General features: G+C 70.2%; 15 protein-coding genes. 13 read left to right on the forward strand and 2 right to left on the reverse strand.

Going from position 1 to position 16,572, the window contains the following annotated elements; all coding sequences use genetic code 11:
* The first annotated feature begins 101 nt into the window (after positions 1-101).
* The 11 genes from ACTWP8_RS34420 to ACTWP8_RS34470 are packed head-to-tail and all read left to right on the forward strand — an operon-like array spanning position 102 to position 12,847.
* Complete coding sequence (locus ACTWP8_RS34420; protein ID WP_443326013.1) at positions 102-968, forward strand: sugar transferase; 867 nt, start codon at positions 102-104, stop codon at positions 966-968.
* Positions 961-2,538, forward strand: coding sequence for a lipopolysaccharide biosynthesis protein (locus ACTWP8_RS34425; protein WP_443326014.1), 1,578 nt, complete (start codon positions 961-963; stop codon positions 2,536-2,538). Before ACTWP8_RS34420 ends, ACTWP8_RS34425 begins: the two co-directional genes overlap by 8 nt.
* Positions 2,535-3,032, forward strand: coding sequence for a hypothetical protein (locus tag ACTWP8_RS34430; RefSeq protein ID WP_443326015.1), 498 nt, complete (start codon positions 2,535-2,537; stop codon positions 3,030-3,032). Before ACTWP8_RS34425 ends, ACTWP8_RS34430 begins: the two co-directional genes overlap by 4 nt.
* On the forward strand, positions 2,984-3,394 hold the full coding sequence (locus tag ACTWP8_RS34435; protein WP_443326016.1) for a class I SAM-dependent methyltransferase: 411 nt from the start codon (positions 2,984-2,986) through the stop codon (positions 3,392-3,394). The genes ACTWP8_RS34430 and ACTWP8_RS34435 overlap by 49 nt, the downstream gene beginning before the upstream one ends.
* The gene (locus tag ACTWP8_RS34440; RefSeq protein WP_443326017.1) at positions 3,391-5,418 is read left to right on the forward strand and encodes a glycosyltransferase; all 2,028 of its coding nucleotides are present in this window, start codon (positions 3,391-3,393) and stop codon (positions 5,416-5,418) included. The genes ACTWP8_RS34435 and ACTWP8_RS34440 overlap by 4 nt, the downstream gene beginning before the upstream one ends.
* A complete protein-coding gene (locus ACTWP8_RS34445) occupies positions 5,415-6,737 on the forward strand; it encodes an O-antigen ligase family protein (RefSeq protein WP_443326018.1) in 1,323 nt (440 codons plus the stop codon). Before ACTWP8_RS34440 ends, ACTWP8_RS34445 begins: the two co-directional genes overlap by 4 nt.
* A complete protein-coding gene (locus tag ACTWP8_RS34450) occupies positions 6,734-7,702 on the forward strand; it encodes a glycosyltransferase family 2 protein (protein ID WP_443326019.1) in 969 nt (322 codons plus the stop codon). The genes ACTWP8_RS34445 and ACTWP8_RS34450 overlap by 4 nt, the downstream gene beginning before the upstream one ends.
* Positions 7,690-8,913, forward strand: a complete 1,224-nt coding sequence (locus ACTWP8_RS34455) for a glycosyltransferase family 4 protein (RefSeq protein WP_443326020.1) — start codon at positions 7,690-7,692, stop codon at positions 8,911-8,913. Before ACTWP8_RS34450 ends, ACTWP8_RS34455 begins: the two co-directional genes overlap by 13 nt.
* Entirely contained in the window at positions 8,910-10,397 is a 1,488-nt protein-coding gene (locus ACTWP8_RS34460) for a hypothetical protein (RefSeq protein WP_443326021.1), read from the forward strand. Before ACTWP8_RS34455 ends, ACTWP8_RS34460 begins: the two co-directional genes overlap by 4 nt.
* Entirely contained in the window at positions 10,394-11,023 is a 630-nt protein-coding gene (locus tag ACTWP8_RS34465) for a hypothetical protein (protein ID WP_443326022.1), read from the forward strand. The genes ACTWP8_RS34460 and ACTWP8_RS34465 overlap by 4 nt, the downstream gene beginning before the upstream one ends.
* Positions 11,024-11,035: 12 nt before the next feature.
* A complete protein-coding gene (locus ACTWP8_RS34470) occupies positions 11,036-12,847 on the forward strand; it encodes a DUF4012 domain-containing protein (protein WP_443326023.1) in 1,812 nt (603 codons plus the stop codon).
* 25 nt (positions 12,848-12,872) lie between these two features.
* Here the strand turns inward: ACTWP8_RS34470 and rfbD are convergent, their stop codons facing one another.
* Together rfbD and rfbB are read right to left on the reverse strand one after the other, a co-directional pair.
* Complete coding sequence (gene rfbD / locus ACTWP8_RS34475) at positions 12,873-13,802, reverse strand: dTDP-4-dehydrorhamnose reductase (protein WP_443326024.1); 930 nt, start codon at positions 13,800-13,802, stop codon at positions 12,873-12,875.
* Entirely contained in the window at positions 13,802-14,785 is a 984-nt protein-coding gene (gene rfbB / locus ACTWP8_RS34480) for a dTDP-glucose 4,6-dehydratase (protein WP_443326025.1), read from the reverse strand. Before rfbB ends, rfbD begins: the two co-directional genes overlap by 1 nt.
* Positions 14,786-14,951: 166 nt before the next feature.
* On the opposite strand from rfbB, the gene rfbA reads away from it, so the two are divergent.
* Together rfbA and rfbC are read left to right on the forward strand one after the other, a co-directional pair.
* Entirely contained in the window at positions 14,952-15,833 is an 882-nt protein-coding gene (gene rfbA / locus ACTWP8_RS34485; protein ID WP_443326026.1) for a glucose-1-phosphate thymidylyltransferase RfbA, read from the forward strand.
* Positions 15,830-16,444 (forward strand): dTDP-4-dehydrorhamnose 3,5-epimerase, encoded by a 615-nt coding sequence (rfbC, locus tag ACTWP8_RS34490; RefSeq protein ID WP_443326027.1) that lies wholly within the window; start codon positions 15,830-15,832, stop codon positions 16,442-16,444. The genes rfbA and rfbC overlap by 4 nt, the downstream gene beginning before the upstream one ends.
* Positions 16,445-16,572: the final 128 nt, after the last annotated feature.

Raw genomic sequence — 16,572 nt, forward strand, 5'->3', positions numbered from 1 at the left:
ATGTGCTGGGAAATCTCGTTTCCTGGCGCGGTGTGAGAAGCCGCCGCACAGATGTGGGTTCTTCGGCCGGTCGGTCCTGTGCGATTGTCCTCGGCGGCGGCGTGGGGCCGGATTCCGATGATGACCGGCTCGACGAAGAGCTGACCGTCGTGGCCCGCCTGCCGGTCCCGGCGAATTTCGTCCAACTGGACGTGCTGATGACCGTGTACCGCCCCAGGGCCCTCTTTCTGAAGTCCTCTCTGGATTACCTCGACGGGCGGCTGATGAACCTCTGCCTGGCCCATAGTGTCGATCTCCTTCTGCTCGCGCGCCCCGCATACGGGCTGCTTGGGTCGATGCGGCTGCAACGCGTCGGTGGACTTCCGTGGCTGCGACTGCGCTGGCGGGTCCGGCGCCCCGCGCATTCGTTCTCGAAGCGCGCGATGGATCTCCTGCTGATCGCACTCGCCGCGCCGATATCGATACCGGTGATGCTGCTGATCAGCGCGGTGTTGTGCTGGGACGGCCCTCCCCTGTTCTTCCAGGAACGGGTCGGTGAAGGAGGCCGTATCTTCCGGCTCGTCAAGTTCCGTACGATGAAGGTGAATGCGGAGTGCGAGACCGGCCCGGTGCTGGCCAGGACCGACGACCCGCGTGTGACCACGTTGGGGCGGGCGCTGCGTCGTATCCGGCTGGATGAGCTGCCGCAGTTGTGGAACGTGCTCCGCGGTGACATGAGCTTGGTGGGGCCGCGCCCAGAACGGCCCGAATTCATCGCGGAGTTCCGCCGACTGCCCCACTACGACCTGCGACACCTGATCAGGCCGGGTATCACCGGGATCGCGCAGCTCACCGACGGCTACACCGCCTCCGTGAAGGAGAAGCTCCGCTGCGACCTGCTGTATGTGAACAGCCGGTCCCTGCGTCTGGATCTGCGGCTTCTGCTGCTGACGCTCGGTGACCTGGTACGGGGATTTCCCCGTGGCTAGCAGCACGGCGACCGGCTCGGTCGACCGAGTCGCCCGCAACGGCGCCAGCCTGCTGACGGCGCGGGTCGTCGCCGCGGTCGCCAGCATGGTGTCGTTGCCCTTTCTCTACAGCAGCCTCGGAGCACACCGGTTCGGTGTGTGGGTGCTCCTGACCGGTGCCGTGGCGATCCTCAACCTCCTGGATCTGGGGCTCGGTTCCGCCCAGATCCGGGAAGTGGCCCAGGCGTCGGGTGATGGGTGCCCACGCCGCGCCGCAGCCGTACTGGGCCTGGGCATCATCTGGGGAATCGGCTCGGGGGCATTGCTGGCCGGCGGGACGATCGTGTGCTGGCCGTGGCTGAGCCGCGCCTTCCACCTGGACGGCTCAGCGGGGCAGATACGAGACGCCGCACTGCTTCTGCTGGTGGGCTTCACCCTCGACGGCCTCGGCAGGCCGTGGCAAGCGGTACTGGAGGGAACCCAGCGATACGGCTCGGTGGCGCGGATCACCGGCGGCACCGCTGTGCTGGGGGCGGGACTGGGGGTGTTCATCGCCGCTCGGGGCGGCGGCCTGGTCGCGCTCGGTGCCGGGTCGGCGGCCATCAGCGCGCTGCGCACGGTGATACTCGTGTCGGCTGCTCGCCGGCTTGTTCCGGGGGTGGGCCCGCGCCTGCGCGGTATCCGCGGTGCCGATGTGGCTATGGTCGCGGGCTACGGGATGCCGGTCCAGGTGTCGAATGCGGCGGCCGTCGTCAATGGTGAGGCTGACCGGCTGGTGCTCGCCGGATTCTCCTCTCCGCCGGTGGTGGCCGCGTTCGATGTGGGAAACCGGCTGGCGAACCTGCTGCGCCTTCCGGCAGCGGCCATTTTGACGATCCTGTTCCCCGCGGCCGCCTCGGCAGCGGGCACAGCGTCGTCAGCCCAGCTGGACCGGATCTACATCGTGACGACCAGGTACCTGGCCGTCTATGTGGCGGCGGGAACCGCCGCGCTCGTGGTGTCCGCGGCGCCACTCGTACGGCTGTTCCTCGGACACCCCGATGCTCTGGCCACCACCACTCTCGTCATTGTCTCACTGGGCTGTGCCGTCAACCTGGTCGGCGGCGCAGCCACCGTGGTGACCCGGGCGGAGGGGCGGCCCGGCCGCGAGACCCGCTATGTTCTGCTGGCCGCCGGCCTCAAGCTCCTCGCAACGCTTCCGCTGCTGTGGCTGGTTGGGCCCGCGGGCGCGCCGCTGTCGACAGCGCTGGCGGCGACGGCGGCCACCGTTTACTTCTTCGCGTACTTCCACCGGGATTCCGGGCGCCCCTTCGTACCACTGCTCCAGGCGTTGTGGCCGCCGGCCGCTGCCGCTGTCACCGCCGGGTCCTTCACCTGGGCAGTGGCACCGGCCCTGCCTGATGGGGCCGGACGGGTCGGCGCCGCCTTGGCCGTCGGATCGCGGACCGTTCTGAGCGCGGCGATCACCATCGGCACGCTGACCGCGCTGGGCTTCTTCACACGCGCCGACCGTGACCGTCTGCAAACGGTCCTTGCCCGGCCGGCACCGCACCGCGACGCGGAAGCGGCAACGAATCGGAGGAATGGGTGAGCACTGTTTCGACAGCGGAGATCTGCCTGGTGTGCCGGGAAGTGGTCGCTGCACAGACGCTCCTGGACGGCTGGCTGCACCGGTGCCGCAGCTGCGGCTTCACCTGGACCGCACGCGCGGGAAACGGTCGGAAGTCCGCGCAGCTCTACACCTCCGCCTACTTCGAGTCCGGTGGCTACCGTGACTACTTCAGCCACAAGGCGCAGTGGCGCTACGAGGCACGCCGACGGCTGCGCTGGCTGCTGTCAGCCACGCGACCCGCGACGCTGCTGGAGATCGGGGCCGCGGGCGGCTTCTTCCTTCAGGCGGCGCGCGCCGCCGGGATCGTGGTCAGAGGCGTCGAGGCATCCGAGACCGGCGCAAAGTTCGCCCGGGATCACCTGGCGCTGACGATCTGGCACGGCGCCTTCGAGTCTGCTCCCCTCGACACTGCGGTGGAGGCGGTGTGCGCTTCCACGTCCTCGAGCATGTCGACGATCCCGTCCGGTTCCTGACCAAGGCATGGTCGGCGCTCACGCCCGGTGGCTGGCTAGCCCTGGAAGTGCCGAACATCGCGTCGGCCGCCGCCCAGCGGGAGGGCCGGTCCTGGCCGGCCCTCCAGCCGGACTACCACCACTGGCACTTCGCCCCCGGGTCGCTTCAGCAGCTGCTCCACAGGTGCGGCTTCGACGTCCGGCGCTGCGAGACCGTGCTGCCTCGCTACTACACCAGGCGCAGTCACTGGCCACGCCGCTCGACGGTGTCCAGGCTCGTCGCCGACTGGGCAGCATGCGGCTCTCCCCGCACCACCCACCCCCAGCTGGGCGACTACCTGCGTGTCCTCGCACAACGCCCGACGAACCGGCGGCGGCCATGACACGCCCCGAGGTGTCCGTCCTCGTGGTGAGTTGGAACACCCTCGCCGAAACACGACGCTGCCTGGACGCGTTGGCCTCCGCCGGTGGGGTGGACTACGAAGTGATCGTCGTCGACAACGGCTCGGTGGACGGGTCCGCCGAGATGCTCGCGGCCCGGGCCGACGTGGCCCTCGTGCGCAACCCCGACAACCGCGGCTTCGCAGCCGCGGTCAACCAGGCGTATGCGCATGCGTCCGGTGAACTGATCCTGCTGCTCAACAGCGACGTGCGGCTGCGGCCGGCGACACTCGCGACACTCGTCCGGTTCCTGCGCGACCGGCCTGAGGCAGCGGGAGTCGCCCCGCTGTACCTGAACCCCGACGGCACCATCCAGCAGCATTACCTTCGGTTGCCCACCTTCACCAGCGCGCTCGCCTTGGCCACCGTGCTGCGGAAGTTGCCCGGCTTCCGTGGTGCGATGCGCAACTACCTCATGGCCGGCGAGGACTTCACCCGTCCCCGACCGGTTGAGCAGCCATCGGCGAGCTGCCTGCTGCTGCGACGGGATGTCCTCGACCCGCATACGATCCTCGACGCGCGCCTGCCGATCTACTTCAACGATGTGCTTCTGGCCCGCGTCCTGGCCGACGCCGGCCATCAGCTGTGGATGACGCCGGATGCCGCGGTCACCCACACCCTGGGTGCCTCCACACGCCTGCTGGGTGCCCGTTCCCGGTCCCGCCACCACCTCAGCGGCCTCACCCGCTACCTGCAGCTCACCCAGCCCCGCCGTCGGCTCGCGCTGTTCCGGGCACTGGTCTTCTGCGACCGTGCGGCGCGCCGGGTGCTGCGGGCTCACGGCCACCTCGGCCTGCGGGAATTGCGCGCGGCCCTGCAGGGGGATGCCGGCCGCCTGCCCGACGGCGACCTGCGCTCCTGGGTCGTCATGTTCAGCGGCGTGGGATGGACGGTCGGCTGCCAGCGCCAGCACGCACTCGCCAAGCAGCTCGCGGTCAGCCACCGGGTGCTGTTCGTCGAACCGCCCGGGGTGCGTCCGCGATGGCGGTTCACGGTGCAGCCGGTCGTACCGTCCCTCTGGCAGGCGACCGTGCCGACCGTGCTGCCGTTCGGCCGCCAGCTGCCGTCGGCCAACCACCTCAATCGCCGCGTGACGGCACGCCTCGTCCGCCGTTGGCTGGACCGGCACCCCGCCGCAACGATCCTGTGGATCGACGAGGATCTCGCCGTTCCGGCCGTCGGCAAGTGCGGCGAGCGCGCTGTGGTCTATGACGTGGCAGACCTGGACTGGACCTTCACCCGCCGCTGGAACCGGTGGCACATGCGGCGAGCCGCCCTGACCGCGGCCTGCACCGCCGACCTCGTCCTCGCTTCCTCTTCCGCGCTGCCCGCGCGCCTGCCCGGCTCGCGGGGCCGCCCGGTGGTCGTGCCGAACGGTTACGATCCCGACCTGTTCACCGTCGACGGCCCGGTCGCCGACTGGGTCGCCCGGCTGCCTCGCCCACGGCTCGGCTACGTCGGCGCCGTCGACACCCGCGCCTTCGACGGCGAACTGCTCGCAGCCGTGGCCCAACGGCGCCCGGAGTGGACGTTCGTGGTCGTAGGGGCGTCCACCCGGTCCGGGCGAGCCGCCTTGCGGGGCCTGCCCAACGTGCATCGGTGCGGCCAGATCCCGCTCGAGGATGTCCCGTCGGTCCTGCGCGGGTGCGACGTATGTCTGCTGCCCTACCGGCTCGGCGAGCTCATCGACTACGTCCAGCCGAAGAAGCTGTACGAGTACCTGGCCTTGGGAAAGCCCGTGGTCGCCACGCCCCTGCCCGCGCTCACCGAGCTGCCGGCCGGTCTCGTCCACCTCGCCACCGGCCCCGACGCGTTCACCGACGCCATCGAGCAGGCCCTCGAGAGCGCCCCATGCCCTGAGGCGCAGGCCCTCCGGCGTAGCGCGGCGGTACCCCACAGCTGGGCGGCGCGGGGCGAGACGGTGCGCCACCTGCTCGCGGACCTGCTGGAGGCCGATCCACGATGAAGCCCTGTCCTCGCGTACTGCTGGCCGGATCCGCCGTCGGCGCCTTCAGTGCCGCAGGCGCGTTCGGTGCCGCAGGCGCCTTCGGTGCGGTCGGCGCCGCGACCAAAGAGCTGCTGCCCGGGCGCCTCGGCGTCCTCTGCGTCGGCGCCCAGGTGTGCTTCCTCGCCTTCGCCCGGTGGCCGTACGCCATCCTGCCGGCCGGAATCATCGGCGGCACGGTCGCCGTGGGCGCGCTGGGCGACACCCGGGTCGCCCTTCTCGCTGCCGTACACACAGGCATCCTGGCCACCGGCTGCCTCGCGCTGCTTGCCCGCCGCGCCCTGCTGCGCACCGACGACCGACCGGCGCGCACCGCCGCCGACGTGCCCATGCTGGCCGTGGCGGGGCTCTTGCCACTCGCGGCCGCGTACGGCCTGGCCCGGGGCAACCCGTCGCACGAGGTGATGGTGGCGACCTACGAATTCGCCGTCATCCCCGGCTACTTCTTTCTCACCACCTACACCCTGCCGAATCGCCTGGCCGTGAAGAAAGCGGCGGTGTGCTATCTCGTCGGGGCGGCCGCGCTTGCCGCCACGGAGCTCACCGTGCCCACCCGGCACGGTGGATTGCTGTCGGCGCTTGCGCTTCCGCCGCTGCTCGTAGCGGCCAGCCACGCCCGCGGCTGGAAACGCGCCGGCTTGGCCGTGCTGATCGCCCTGCTGGGCGTGGATGTCGTGGTGGCGGGGTACCGCGCGGTCTGGCTGGCAACAGGACTGGCTCTGCTGGTTCTTCTGGTCAAGGGGACCTGGCCGGTCAGGCGAGGCATCCTGACGGCCGCCATGACTGGAGCCGTGCTGGTCCCGCTGGCTGTGGTCGTCAGTCCCGGGCTCCAGGCCCGGGCGTCGCTGGCCGTCGACCAGGTGCACCAGTCCGCCGGCCACCGACTGCCCGAAGCAGCCGTCGGGATGGACGTGTTCATGGCCCAGCCACTGATCGGGGGCGGGCTCGGACACGTCACTCCGCCGGTGTATCTGCCGGACTACACGGTCACCACGGTGGGGCCGGTCTACCACGTCTTCTACGTCATGGTCCTCGCCAACCTCGGACTGGTGGGCCTGCTCGTGCTCTGGCCCCTGCTGCGGGCAGTCCGGACCGGCCTGGCGGCACATGACGACTACGCCGTGGCGTTCGCCGCCCTGACCTGCGGCTTCCTCGCGGCCGTGGCCTTCGCCGGCCCCACCGACGGTCACTGGGAACTCGGATTGCTGCCCGCCGTCACCCTGCTGACCAGCCAGACAGCCCTCAGTCCTCCGGCCCCCGCACGAGAGAAACCGTCATGAACGAACTGAACGCCACGGCGGTCGTCGTGACCCACAACTCCGCCGCCCATATCGTCGACTGCCTGGCAGCTCTGCGTCGCACGGGCGCCGCCGTGCGGGTCATCGACAACGCGTCGTCGGACGACACCGTGGAGCTCGTCACCAGATACTTCCCCGAGGGGACGCTCGTCACCAACGCGGTGAACGTCGGCTTCGCGGCGGCCGTCAACCAGGCCCTGACGGGGATCACCACCGACGTCACCTTGCTGGTGAACCCCGACTGCGTGCTACCGGACACCACAGCCCGAGGCCTGGTCCGCACCATACGCACACAGCCGCACGTCGGTATCGCCGGACCCCGCCTGCTGCGCCCGGACGGCAGGGTGCTCATCAGCGCCCACCCATTCGAGACCTGGACCACCGTGCTGGCCAGCCGGTTCGGAGCCGGCCTGCTCCCGGTGGGCGTGCGCTGGCTGTTGTGCGGAAGCCGGCGGCGGCGCGCCTACGACGCCTGCCGGGCACCCGGCCCGCCCGTCCCCGTGGACTGGCTCTCCGGAGCCTGCCTCGCTGTGCGGACCACGTTGCTCCACAAGCTCGGGGGCCTCGACGAGGGCTACTTCATGTATTACGAGGACGAGGAACTGTGCCTCCAGGCATCGCGGCATGGTTTCCGCGTGCTGTACGTGCCTGCGATCGAGGCCATGCACGTCGGCGGCGCCAGCAGCAGCGACGACCCGACCCAGGTGTGGCCGCACCTGTACCGCAGCCTGCTGCGCTTCTTCGCCCGCCACCACCGCCGCAGCTATCCCCTGGTACGAGCCACCGTGCTGCTGCGCGCACTGCTGGGCGTCGGTACCGCCCTGGTGCGCCTGCCCGCGCAACCGCGAGCCGCGCGGGGCCGCGCCCGCGCCTGGAGACAGGTGGGCCGACTCGCCGTCACCGCCCGTCCATCCCTCCTGGAAAGACAGCAGCCATGCGCATCCTGATCATCGCGGTCGGCAAGCGAACCGAGCACTGGATCAGCCTGTTCGCCGCGCTGGCCGACCAGCCCGGCACCGAGCTCACCGTCTACGCCGCCGACGTGTCCGCGCTCACCGCCCGGGCACTCCACGAGCTGGCGTCAGACCAGAAGCGCTTCCGCTACCACGTCGTCCCCCATCTGCTCGGCGAGGACCGCACCGGCCACATGGCCTCCGTGATGTTCCACCCGGGCAGCGGGCGGCGGCTGCTCTCGCGGCGACCCGACGTCGTACACATCATCGGCGAGGCCGCGTACCTGTCCACCCGGCAGGCCATCAGGCTGCGCAACCGGTACTGGCCCGGTGTGCCGGTCACCTTGTACGCCGCTCAAAACGTCGTCATGCGCTTTCCGTTCCCGTTCCCCATCCTGGAACGACGCACGTACCGAGCCGTCGATCACGCCTTTCCCATCACTCCCTCGGCCCTGCGGGTCCTGAGAACGAAGGGCTACCGGGGACCGGCCACCATCGTCCCGCTGGGTGTCGACACCGACCGTTTCACGCCTCGCGAGGCACCTCGGACGCACCCCTTCACCGTCGGGTTCGTCGGCAGGCTGGAACCGCACAAGGGAATCGGTGATCTGCTGCGCGCGGCGGAGCGTGTGGATTGCGATCTGCTGATCGTCGGAGACGGCAGCCTGCGCGGCGAAGTCGAACGAGCGGCGTCCGATCGCCCCGGACGCGTCGAGCTTCGCCCGTGGGCCGACCATGCCGAGCTCCCCGCCCTGATGAACCGCATGCACGTGCTCGCGCTTCCGTCGGTCGAAATCGTCCAGCGCAACCTCGTCCCGTGGATCGGCATCCCCTTGCGGGAGCAGTTCGGCCGTGTCCTCGTCGAGGCCATGGCCTGCGAAATCCCCGTGGTCGGCAGCGACACCGGAGACATCCCCCATGTCATCGGGCCGAGCGGCCTGGTCTTCCCCGCGGGTGACGCGGACGCACTCGCCGACCGGCTCGGACAGATCCGCGATGACCCGGCCCTCGCCCGGCGCCTGGCTGCCAGTGGACGCAGCCGGGCACGCGAGGAGTTCAGCTGGCGCCGCATCGCTGAAGCACTCCACTGCGCATGGCAGCGACTCGCCACCCCCGTCGGCCGGCTTCGTCCCTGCCGGCCCCCCGACTGCCCCCCGCCCTCGGCCTACCACCGGCAGGACCGCATCGAAAGGAGCCCCGAGTGACGCTGTCGATCCCTGTCATGACCCTGCACCAGGTCGCGCGCCGAGCGGGCATCCCGCTGCTGATGCTCTGCGCCGGGGCCGGCGGGGCCCACGCGGTGACCGAACTCACCCCGCCCACCTACGAGTCGAAGGCATCGATCCTGCTCATCAGCAACGTCTCCACAAGCCAGGAGCGCAACCCGATGCCCTACCCGGGCACCACGCAGACCCTGGTCCCCACCGTGGTCCGCCTCGGCGAATCGGACACCGTAGCCCGTGCCACCGCCGCCGCCACCCGCCTCCCCGCCGGCCTCGTCACCGGCCACATCGACGCGGACGCCCAGCCTGACGTGCAGATCGTCACCTTGACGGCCTCAGCGGGCACAGGGGCCAGGGCTGCCATCATCGCGAACGCGGCCGCACGGGCGGTCAGCACCCACCTGGAGCGCAGGCCGCTGAGCGCGGATGGCTCCGTCAAGGCCCAGCCGCTGGACGAGGCTGCGCCGCCGCGGCGGCCGGTCACTCCCGATCCCCTGCTGAACGGGGCGCTGGGCAGTCTGCTCGGCCTGCTCACCGGTCTGGGCGTGGTGTCGCTGCGCGACCGCCTCGATGACCGGATGTACTCGACGGTGGAGATCGAGTCCGAGGTCGGAGCACTCAGCCTCGCGGTGGTCCCACGACTCTCCCACCGGCTGAGGCGCCGTGGAGCTCGCATGGCCTACCAGCGCGCCGACATCGCGGACTCCATCCGTACCGCCGTGGCCACCCTCGCCGCGGTACCCCCCGCCCAGACCTGCCAACGCCTGCTGGTCACCGGCGTGTCCAACGACGACGGCGACGCCGTGCCCGCCGCCCTGCTCGCCCTCGGAATGACCGAACAGCATGAGCGGGTCACCCTGGTTGAAGGGGAACTGCACCGTCCGACGGTGGCCCGCCACTTCCCGGAAGCGCACCGGCAGACCCTGCAAGGGCTGCTGGATGCGGACGGTGCCCTCTCACCTCAGCCGGTGATCACGTCCGACAGGCTGTGCGTGGTCCCCGCCGAGCCGGCCGACCCCCAGCGCAGTGCGGCCCTGTTCCGCAGCAAGGGCTTCGAGAAGGTCCTCGCTCACATCGCCGACCGCAGCGACGTGATGCTGGTTCACGCACCACCGCTCCTCGGCAATGCGGACGCCGCCGCCCTCGCCCGCCACACCGACGCCGTCATCCTCGTCGTGCGGGCCGGGGTCACACGAGCCCGGGACGCACGCCGTGCCCTGCACCTGCTGCGAAAGATCGGCACGCCCATCGCGGGCATCCTCATCCTCGACTCCACCTCAGGTGAAGCCCACGCGTCCAAGGGTGGCGCCGCCGAGCCGCTGGCAACGGCTCCCGGCCGCCTCCCCTCGCGCCCACTGCGCCCGGCGTTCCACGGCGCCCACGCCACGGAACCCAACGGCGATCCGGCTGTCCGCAATGGCGCCGGCCCTCTCTCACCGCACTCACCGGAAGGAACTCTGTCATGAGCAACCGCCCCGTTCCCCACACCCCCGCGGAAGGCGTCATCACCCGCGCTCGCATAGCCGCCGACAACGCACGGCGAGCAGGGTGGCGCCGTTGGGCCACGGCTGCCGCTTCGGTCGGTATCGCGCTCGCTGCCCTGCTCTCTGCCGTCACACCCGCCCAGGCCACGGTCGCGAACCCGTCGGTCGCCGCCGCGGCGCCGACCGCTGACTATCCCCCGCCGGCCTGCACTCTGACCCTCAGCTCCACCGTGGTGCGCGCCGGTGGGAGCCTCACCGTCTCGGGCCGGTGCTTCAGGCCCTTCTCACTGGTCAGCGTCCGCCTTGATGCCACGCTGCTGACCTTCGCCGTCGCCAACGGCAGTGGAGTCGCCACCGCCACGGTCACCATCCCACGGTCCACCTCGACGGGTCTGCACCAGATCAGCATGAGCGGCGTGAACGCCAATGGTGCCCCGCTGACCGAATCGGCGTCGATCCTCGTCACGCCGCCGGCCTCGGCCGCCCTGGCCTCCGAGGGACCGCGCGCCTCCGTGCCGCTGCCGACGGCCGGTGCACCAGCCCCGGTGCCGCCCCTGATGGACCTCAGCGCCCTCGCTCCGTGGCGCTGGCCGGCCACCCGTGACTGAGACACCGAGCCGATGACGGACAAGCACAGCGAGCACACCCACCCGAACCGACGGCGCCGTCGCCGACTGCTGGCCGGGCTCGCGACAGCCGGCCTGTTCATCGCCGCCCTCGCCGGCTGGCTCGCGATGAGCGGGCTCGAGGCCCGAACCGACTTGACGGTCGCACGTGCCGCGGTCGGCCGGCTCCGGGCCGATCTGGTCTCCGGCAATCTCGAGCGGGCCGAACGCGAACTCGCCATCGCCCAGCGCCGGGCGGCTTCCGCCCGGCGCAACACCTCAGGGCCTGTCTGGGCCATCGCGACACGGCTGCCGTTCGTCGACCGCCCCACCCGTACGGTGCGGGAGCTGGCCTCGGCCGCCGACAGGCTCACCCACGACGTGTTGCCCGCCCTCACCCAGGCTGCCCAAAGACTGCAGCGTGCGGCCTCCCCCGGGCGCGGCGCCACCGTCGACCTCGCCGACCTGCGCGCGGTACCCGGCCGGCTCGCGGACGCGGCTCACCATGTGAAGGGCATCCGGGAAGGGCTCAGTGCCGCCCCGGCCCACACCGGTATAGCCGGGCTGAACCGGGCTCGTACGGAGCTGGCACAGGACATCAGCAGGCTCGACAAGCCCCTGGCCACCGCGGCCGACGTCTCCCGGCTGCTGCCGCGGATGCTGGGGGCGGAGCGTCCCCGCCGCTACTTCGTCGCCCTTCAGACCAACGCCGAAGCACGGGGCACCGGCGGTCTCGTCGGCGCCTTCGGCGTCCTCACCGCCGACAACGGCCGCCTGCGATTCGAGGACTTCGCTTCCAACGAGGCCCTGCCCCGCGCCCCCGAGCCCGTCGCCGACCTCGGGCGCGCATTCGATCTCCGCTACTCGGACGCCAAGAGCACGCAGCTCCTGGCCAACTCCAACCTCTCCCCCCACTACCCCTACGCCGCACGCATCTGGACCGAGCTCTGGCGTCACCACACCGGCCGGCGAGCCGACGGCGCCATTGCCACCGATCCCGTCGGGCTCGCCACCCTGCTCACCGCCACCGGTCCCGTCCCCCTCCCGGACGGGCGGCAGCTGACTGCCGCGAACGCCCTGGACCTGACCGAACGACAGCTCTACACGGACTATCCCGACAAGGACACCCGCAAGAAGGCCCTCACACGGGTCGCGAAGTCCGTGGGCGAAACACTGCTCCACCGACGGCCTAACACCAGCGCCACCATGCGCGCGCTGACGACCATGGCCGCCGATGGCCGCCTGCGCGTCTGGAGCCGCCACGTGCCGGAGCAACGGCAGCTCGCCACCACCCCCCTCGGGGGTGTGCTCCCGGACACCGCCGCTCCCTTCGCGTACTTGGTCGTGAACAACGCTGCCGCCAGCAAACTCGACTACTACCTTGGGCGCTCGCTGGACTACCGGCTCGGCCCCTGCCAGGGCACCACCCGCCATACCCGCGTACGCATCCGCCTCACCAACACCGCACCGGCCAGGGGACTGCCGGACTACGTCGTCTACCGAGGCGACGCCCCGCACCGCACCCACATCCGCGGCTCGAACCTCGCCTGGGCCTCTCTGTACGCCACCCGTGGCGCTCAATTGATCAAGGCATCCATCGACGGCCGGACCCTGCTGATGTCCGTCCACCAGGAAAGGAACCACCCCGTCTTCTCGGCCACCGTTGAGATTCGCCCCGGCCGAACACGCACCCTCGACCTGCAACTCCTCGAACCGGCTTCCGGAGCACCCCCGCTCACGCCCGCGCAACCCCTGGCACGTCCCCAAAGCGCCACGGTGTCCGTGGCACCTTGCCGGACCAACCGCGCGTCGCCAGAGGGCCGGTGAGCCGAGCAGGAGTCGTACCCGCTTCTCAGTCGGGCAGCACCTCGGGCCCGGAGGCGAAAGCGGGGCGCCGCAGGGCCTCGGCGAGTGACGTACGCCAGTGAGGGAGCGGAGTGAATCCGGCCGCAGCCCACCGGTCATGCCCCAGCACACTGAACGCGGGCCGGGCGGCGGGCCGTACGAAAGCGGCCGAGGTGGTCGGGCGGATCCGCTCGGGGTCGAGGCCGGTGAGCTCGAAGACCGCGCGGGCGAGAGCAAACCAGGTCGTCCGGCCCGAAGCGGTGCCGTGGTACACGCCGGCCGGAGCGCGTCCCGCCAGTGCGGCGTACCCCAGCTGGACGAGTCGCTGAGCCAGCACATACGACCATGTGGGCTGGCCGTGCTGGTCGTCGACCACGTCGAGCGTCTCCCGTCGGCGGGCCAGGTCCAGCACCGTGCGGACGAAGCCGCCGCCGTGCTCGCCGTACAGCCATGCGGTGCGGACGGTGTACCCGTGTTCCGGGAGCAGCTCGGCAATCGCCCGCTCGCCGGCCAACTTGCTCCGCCCGTACGCGTTCAGCGGCGAGGTCGGGGCGTCCTCCGGGTAGGGCACGGCAGCCTGCCCGCAGAAGACATAATCGGTGGAAACATGCAACAACCGCGCACCGGCTCGCGCGCACGCGCCGGCCAGGTGCCACACCCCCGTACCGTTGACGGCGGTGGCCGTCGCCTCGGCCGCTTCCGCGCCATCCACGTCGGTCCACGCGGCGGCGTTGGCGACCATGTGGTGCCCGGCCACGGCCGCAGCCACCGCGTCGGCGTCGGTGATGTCCAACTCGGCTCTGCGCAGTGCGGTCACCCGGGCCCTCGGGTCCGCGGAAAGCACCGCGACCAGGTCACGTCCGAGCATGCCGCCCGCACCGGTGACGAGCCACCGCACCCGTTCCGGCGAGCGCGCGCCGGAGTCCCGCGAGGTCATCACGCCGGCACCGCCTTCGCTTTGAGCGGCTCCCACCAGTGCCGGTTGTTCCTGTACCAGGCCACGGTGTCGGCCAAGCCCTGCGCGAAGCCCACCTGGGGGGTATACCCCAGTTCTTCGGCGATCTTGGTAGTGTCCAGCGAGTACCGCAGGTCGTGGCCTTTGCGGTCGGGCACCCGGTCCACCATCTCCCACCCCGTGCCGGTCGCCTCCAGCAGCAGACCGGTCAGCTCCGCGTTGGTGAGCTCGGTGCCACCGCCGATGTGGTAAACCTCGCCGGCCCGGCCGCCGCGCAGGACGAGCTCGATGCCCCGGCAGTGGTCCGAGACATGCAGCCAGTCGCGGGCGTTGCGCCCGTCACCGTAGAGCGGCACGCGCTTGCCCTCCAGCAGATGCGTGGTGAACAGCGGGATGACCTTCTCCGGGAACTGGTACGGCCCGTAGTTGTTGGAGCAGCGGGTGACGACCACGTCCATGCCATGGGTCCGGTGGTAGGCGAGGGCGAGCAGGTCAGAGCCCGCTTTGGATGCGGCGTACGGCGAGTTCGGCGCCAGTGGGCTGTCCTCGGTCCACGAGCCAGTGGCGATCGAGCCGTACACCTCGTCCGTCGACACGTGCAGGAAGCGGCCGATGCGGTGCCTCATGGCGGCATTCAGCAGGACCTGGGTCCCCACCACATTGGTCACCACGAACGGGCGGGCCCCCTTGATGGACCGGTCGACATGCGACTCGGCTGCGAAATGCACCACGGCGTCGTGGCCGGGTATCACGTCGTCAATCATGGCCGCGTCGCAGATGTCGCCTCGGACGAATGTGTATCCGGGGTGCGCTGCAATCGGGGCCAGGTTGGCAGCGACACCGCAATAAGTAAGCTTATCGAAAACCGTGATGTGGGCATGTTCCGCGGCATCGGGAGCCGAGAGCAGGGACCTGACAAACGCTGAGCCGATGAACCCGGCCCCGCCGGTCACAAACAGACGCATACCTGTTAACGGTAAGCGAGAAGGATCCACCGTGGAGCAAAAAACAGGGAATCCATAACGGCTGGACGGACTTTGATGCATCCTCATGTCTTGTGGTCGGGGCCGGCTGGGGCGGTCTGCATCCGGCAGAGGAATTCCAGAGCATACGGAGGGCTGGTGGGAAAGTATGCGCGGGGTACTCCTTGCCGGTGGGACGGGATCCAGGCTGTGGCCCGTGACACGAGCGATGTCCAAGCAGCTCATGCCCGTCTTCGACAAACCGATGGTCTACTACCCCCTCGCCACGCTGATGCTCGCCGGAATCCGCGAGATTCTCGTGATCACCACGTCCGAGGACCAGCGTCAGTTCCAACGGCTGCTCGGGGACGGCTCACATCTCGGTCTGCAACTGAAATACGCCGCGCAGGAGCGGCCCGAAGGTATCGCTCAGGCATTCGTGGTCGGCGCGGACTTCATCGGCGACGAATCGGTGGCCCTCATCCTGGGCGACAACATTTTCCACGGGACATCCCTGGGGACACGCCTCCGCACATGCACCGATCCGGACGGGGGGCATGTCTTCGCCTATCCCGTCGCCGATCCCGCCGCCTATGGCGTGGTGGAGTTCGACGAGAACGGACTGGCGGTGCGTATCGAGGAGAAGCCGACCGCGCCCAGATCCCGGTACGCCGTCCCAGGGCTGTACTTCTACGACAACCGGGTCGTCGAGGTCGCCCGCCGCCTGGTTCCCAGCAAGCGCGGCGAACTGGAGATCACCGCGGTCAACGAGATGTATCTGCGATGGGGGCAACTCCACGTGACCAGACTGGACCGCGGCACCGCCTGGCTCGACACAGGCACCTTTGCCTCCCTCGTACAGGCCTCGGAGTATGTCCGGGTGATCGAGGAGCGTCAGGGCTTCAAGATCGGCTGTGTTGAGGAGGTGGCCTGGCGGGTCGGCTTCATCGGGGACGACCAGCTGCGCGAACTGAGCCGACCGCTGATGAAGAGCGGCTACGGCCTGTACCTGCTCGACCTGCTCGAAGACTCGCAAGGAGCCGTGCGATGAGGCTGCGTCAGCTCAGTATCGATGGCGCATGGGAAGTCACACCACGCCAGCACGACGACTCCCGAGGCACGTTCCTGGAGTGGTACCGCTTCGACCGGATCGCAGGGGAGGTCGGCCACCCGATGCGCCTTGCTCAGGCGAACCTGTCGGTCTCCAAACGGGGCGTGGTACGGGGCATTCACTTCGCCGATGTGCCGCCGGGCCAGGCGAAATACGTGACATGCGTGCGAGGAGCGGTCCTGGACGTGGTTGTCGACCTGCGGGTCGGGTCTCCCACCTATGGGGTCTGGGAGAGCGTCCGCCTCGACGACAACGACCGCAGGGCCCTGTATGTCTCCGAAGGGCTGGGCCACGGATTTTGCGCACTGACCGAGGGTGCGATGGTGTGCTACCTCTGCTCCGACACCTACAACCCCCGCAGCGAGCGTCGCGTGCACCCGCACGATCCCCAACTGGCCATCGACTGGCGCCTCGAGACAACGGAGCTTTCACCCGCGGACGAGGCCGCACCGTCGCTCATCGAGGCCCGTGCGTCCGGCATCCTCCCCGAGTTCGCCGCCTGCCGAGCCTTCACCGGTGACCGGCGAGCCGGGACTGACGATCGGCTCTGAGGGCAGTCCCGTACCTGCTCGTGCGAGGCGGGCCGGCGGCCCAGGGAGGGGGGGGGGAGGAAGGAGTGGGGGAGGGGGGGGGGAGGGGGGGGGGGGGAGGGGGGGGGGGGGGGGGGGGGGAGGGGTGG

It is taken from the genome of Streptomyces sp. 7N604 (assembly GCF_052245475.1).
In the GTDB taxonomy this organism is placed as follows: domain Bacteria; phylum Actinomycetota; class Actinomycetes; order Streptomycetales; family Streptomycetaceae; genus Streptomyces.

Coding starts and splice junctions, on each gene's coding strand:
- ACTWP8_RS34445 (WP_443326018.1), top strand. CDS start 5,415: ATGAAGCCCTGTCCTCGCGTACTGCTGGCCGGATCCGCCGTCGGCGCC.
- rfbA (WP_443326026.1), top strand. CDS start 14,952: ATGCGCGGGGTACTCCTTGCCGGTGGGACGGGATCCAGGCTGTGGCCC.
- ACTWP8_RS34470 (WP_443326023.1), top strand. CDS start 11,036: ATGACGGACAAGCACAGCGAGCACACCCACCCGAACCGACGGCGCCGT.
- ACTWP8_RS34455 (WP_443326020.1), top strand. CDS start 7,690: ATGCGCATCCTGATCATCGCGGTCGGCAAGCGAACCGAGCACTGGATC.
- ACTWP8_RS34465 (WP_443326022.1), top strand. CDS start 10,394: ATGAGCAACCGCCCCGTTCCCCACACCCCCGCGGAAGGCGTCATCACC.
- ACTWP8_RS34450 (WP_443326019.1), top strand. CDS start 6,734: ATGAACGAACTGAACGCCACGGCGGTCGTCGTGACCCACAACTCCGCC.
- rfbB (WP_443326025.1), bottom strand. CDS start 14,785: ATGCGTCTGTTTGTGACCGGCGGGGCCGGGTTCATCGGCTCAGCGTTT.
- rfbC (WP_443326027.1), top strand. CDS start 15,830: ATGAGGCTGCGTCAGCTCAGTATCGATGGCGCATGGGAAGTCACACCA.
- ACTWP8_RS34440 (WP_443326017.1), top strand. CDS start 3,391: ATGACACGCCCCGAGGTGTCCGTCCTCGTGGTGAGTTGGAACACCCTC.
- rfbD (WP_443326024.1), bottom strand. CDS start 13,802: ATGACCTCGCGGGACTCCGGCGCGCGCTCGCCGGAACGGGTGCGGTGG.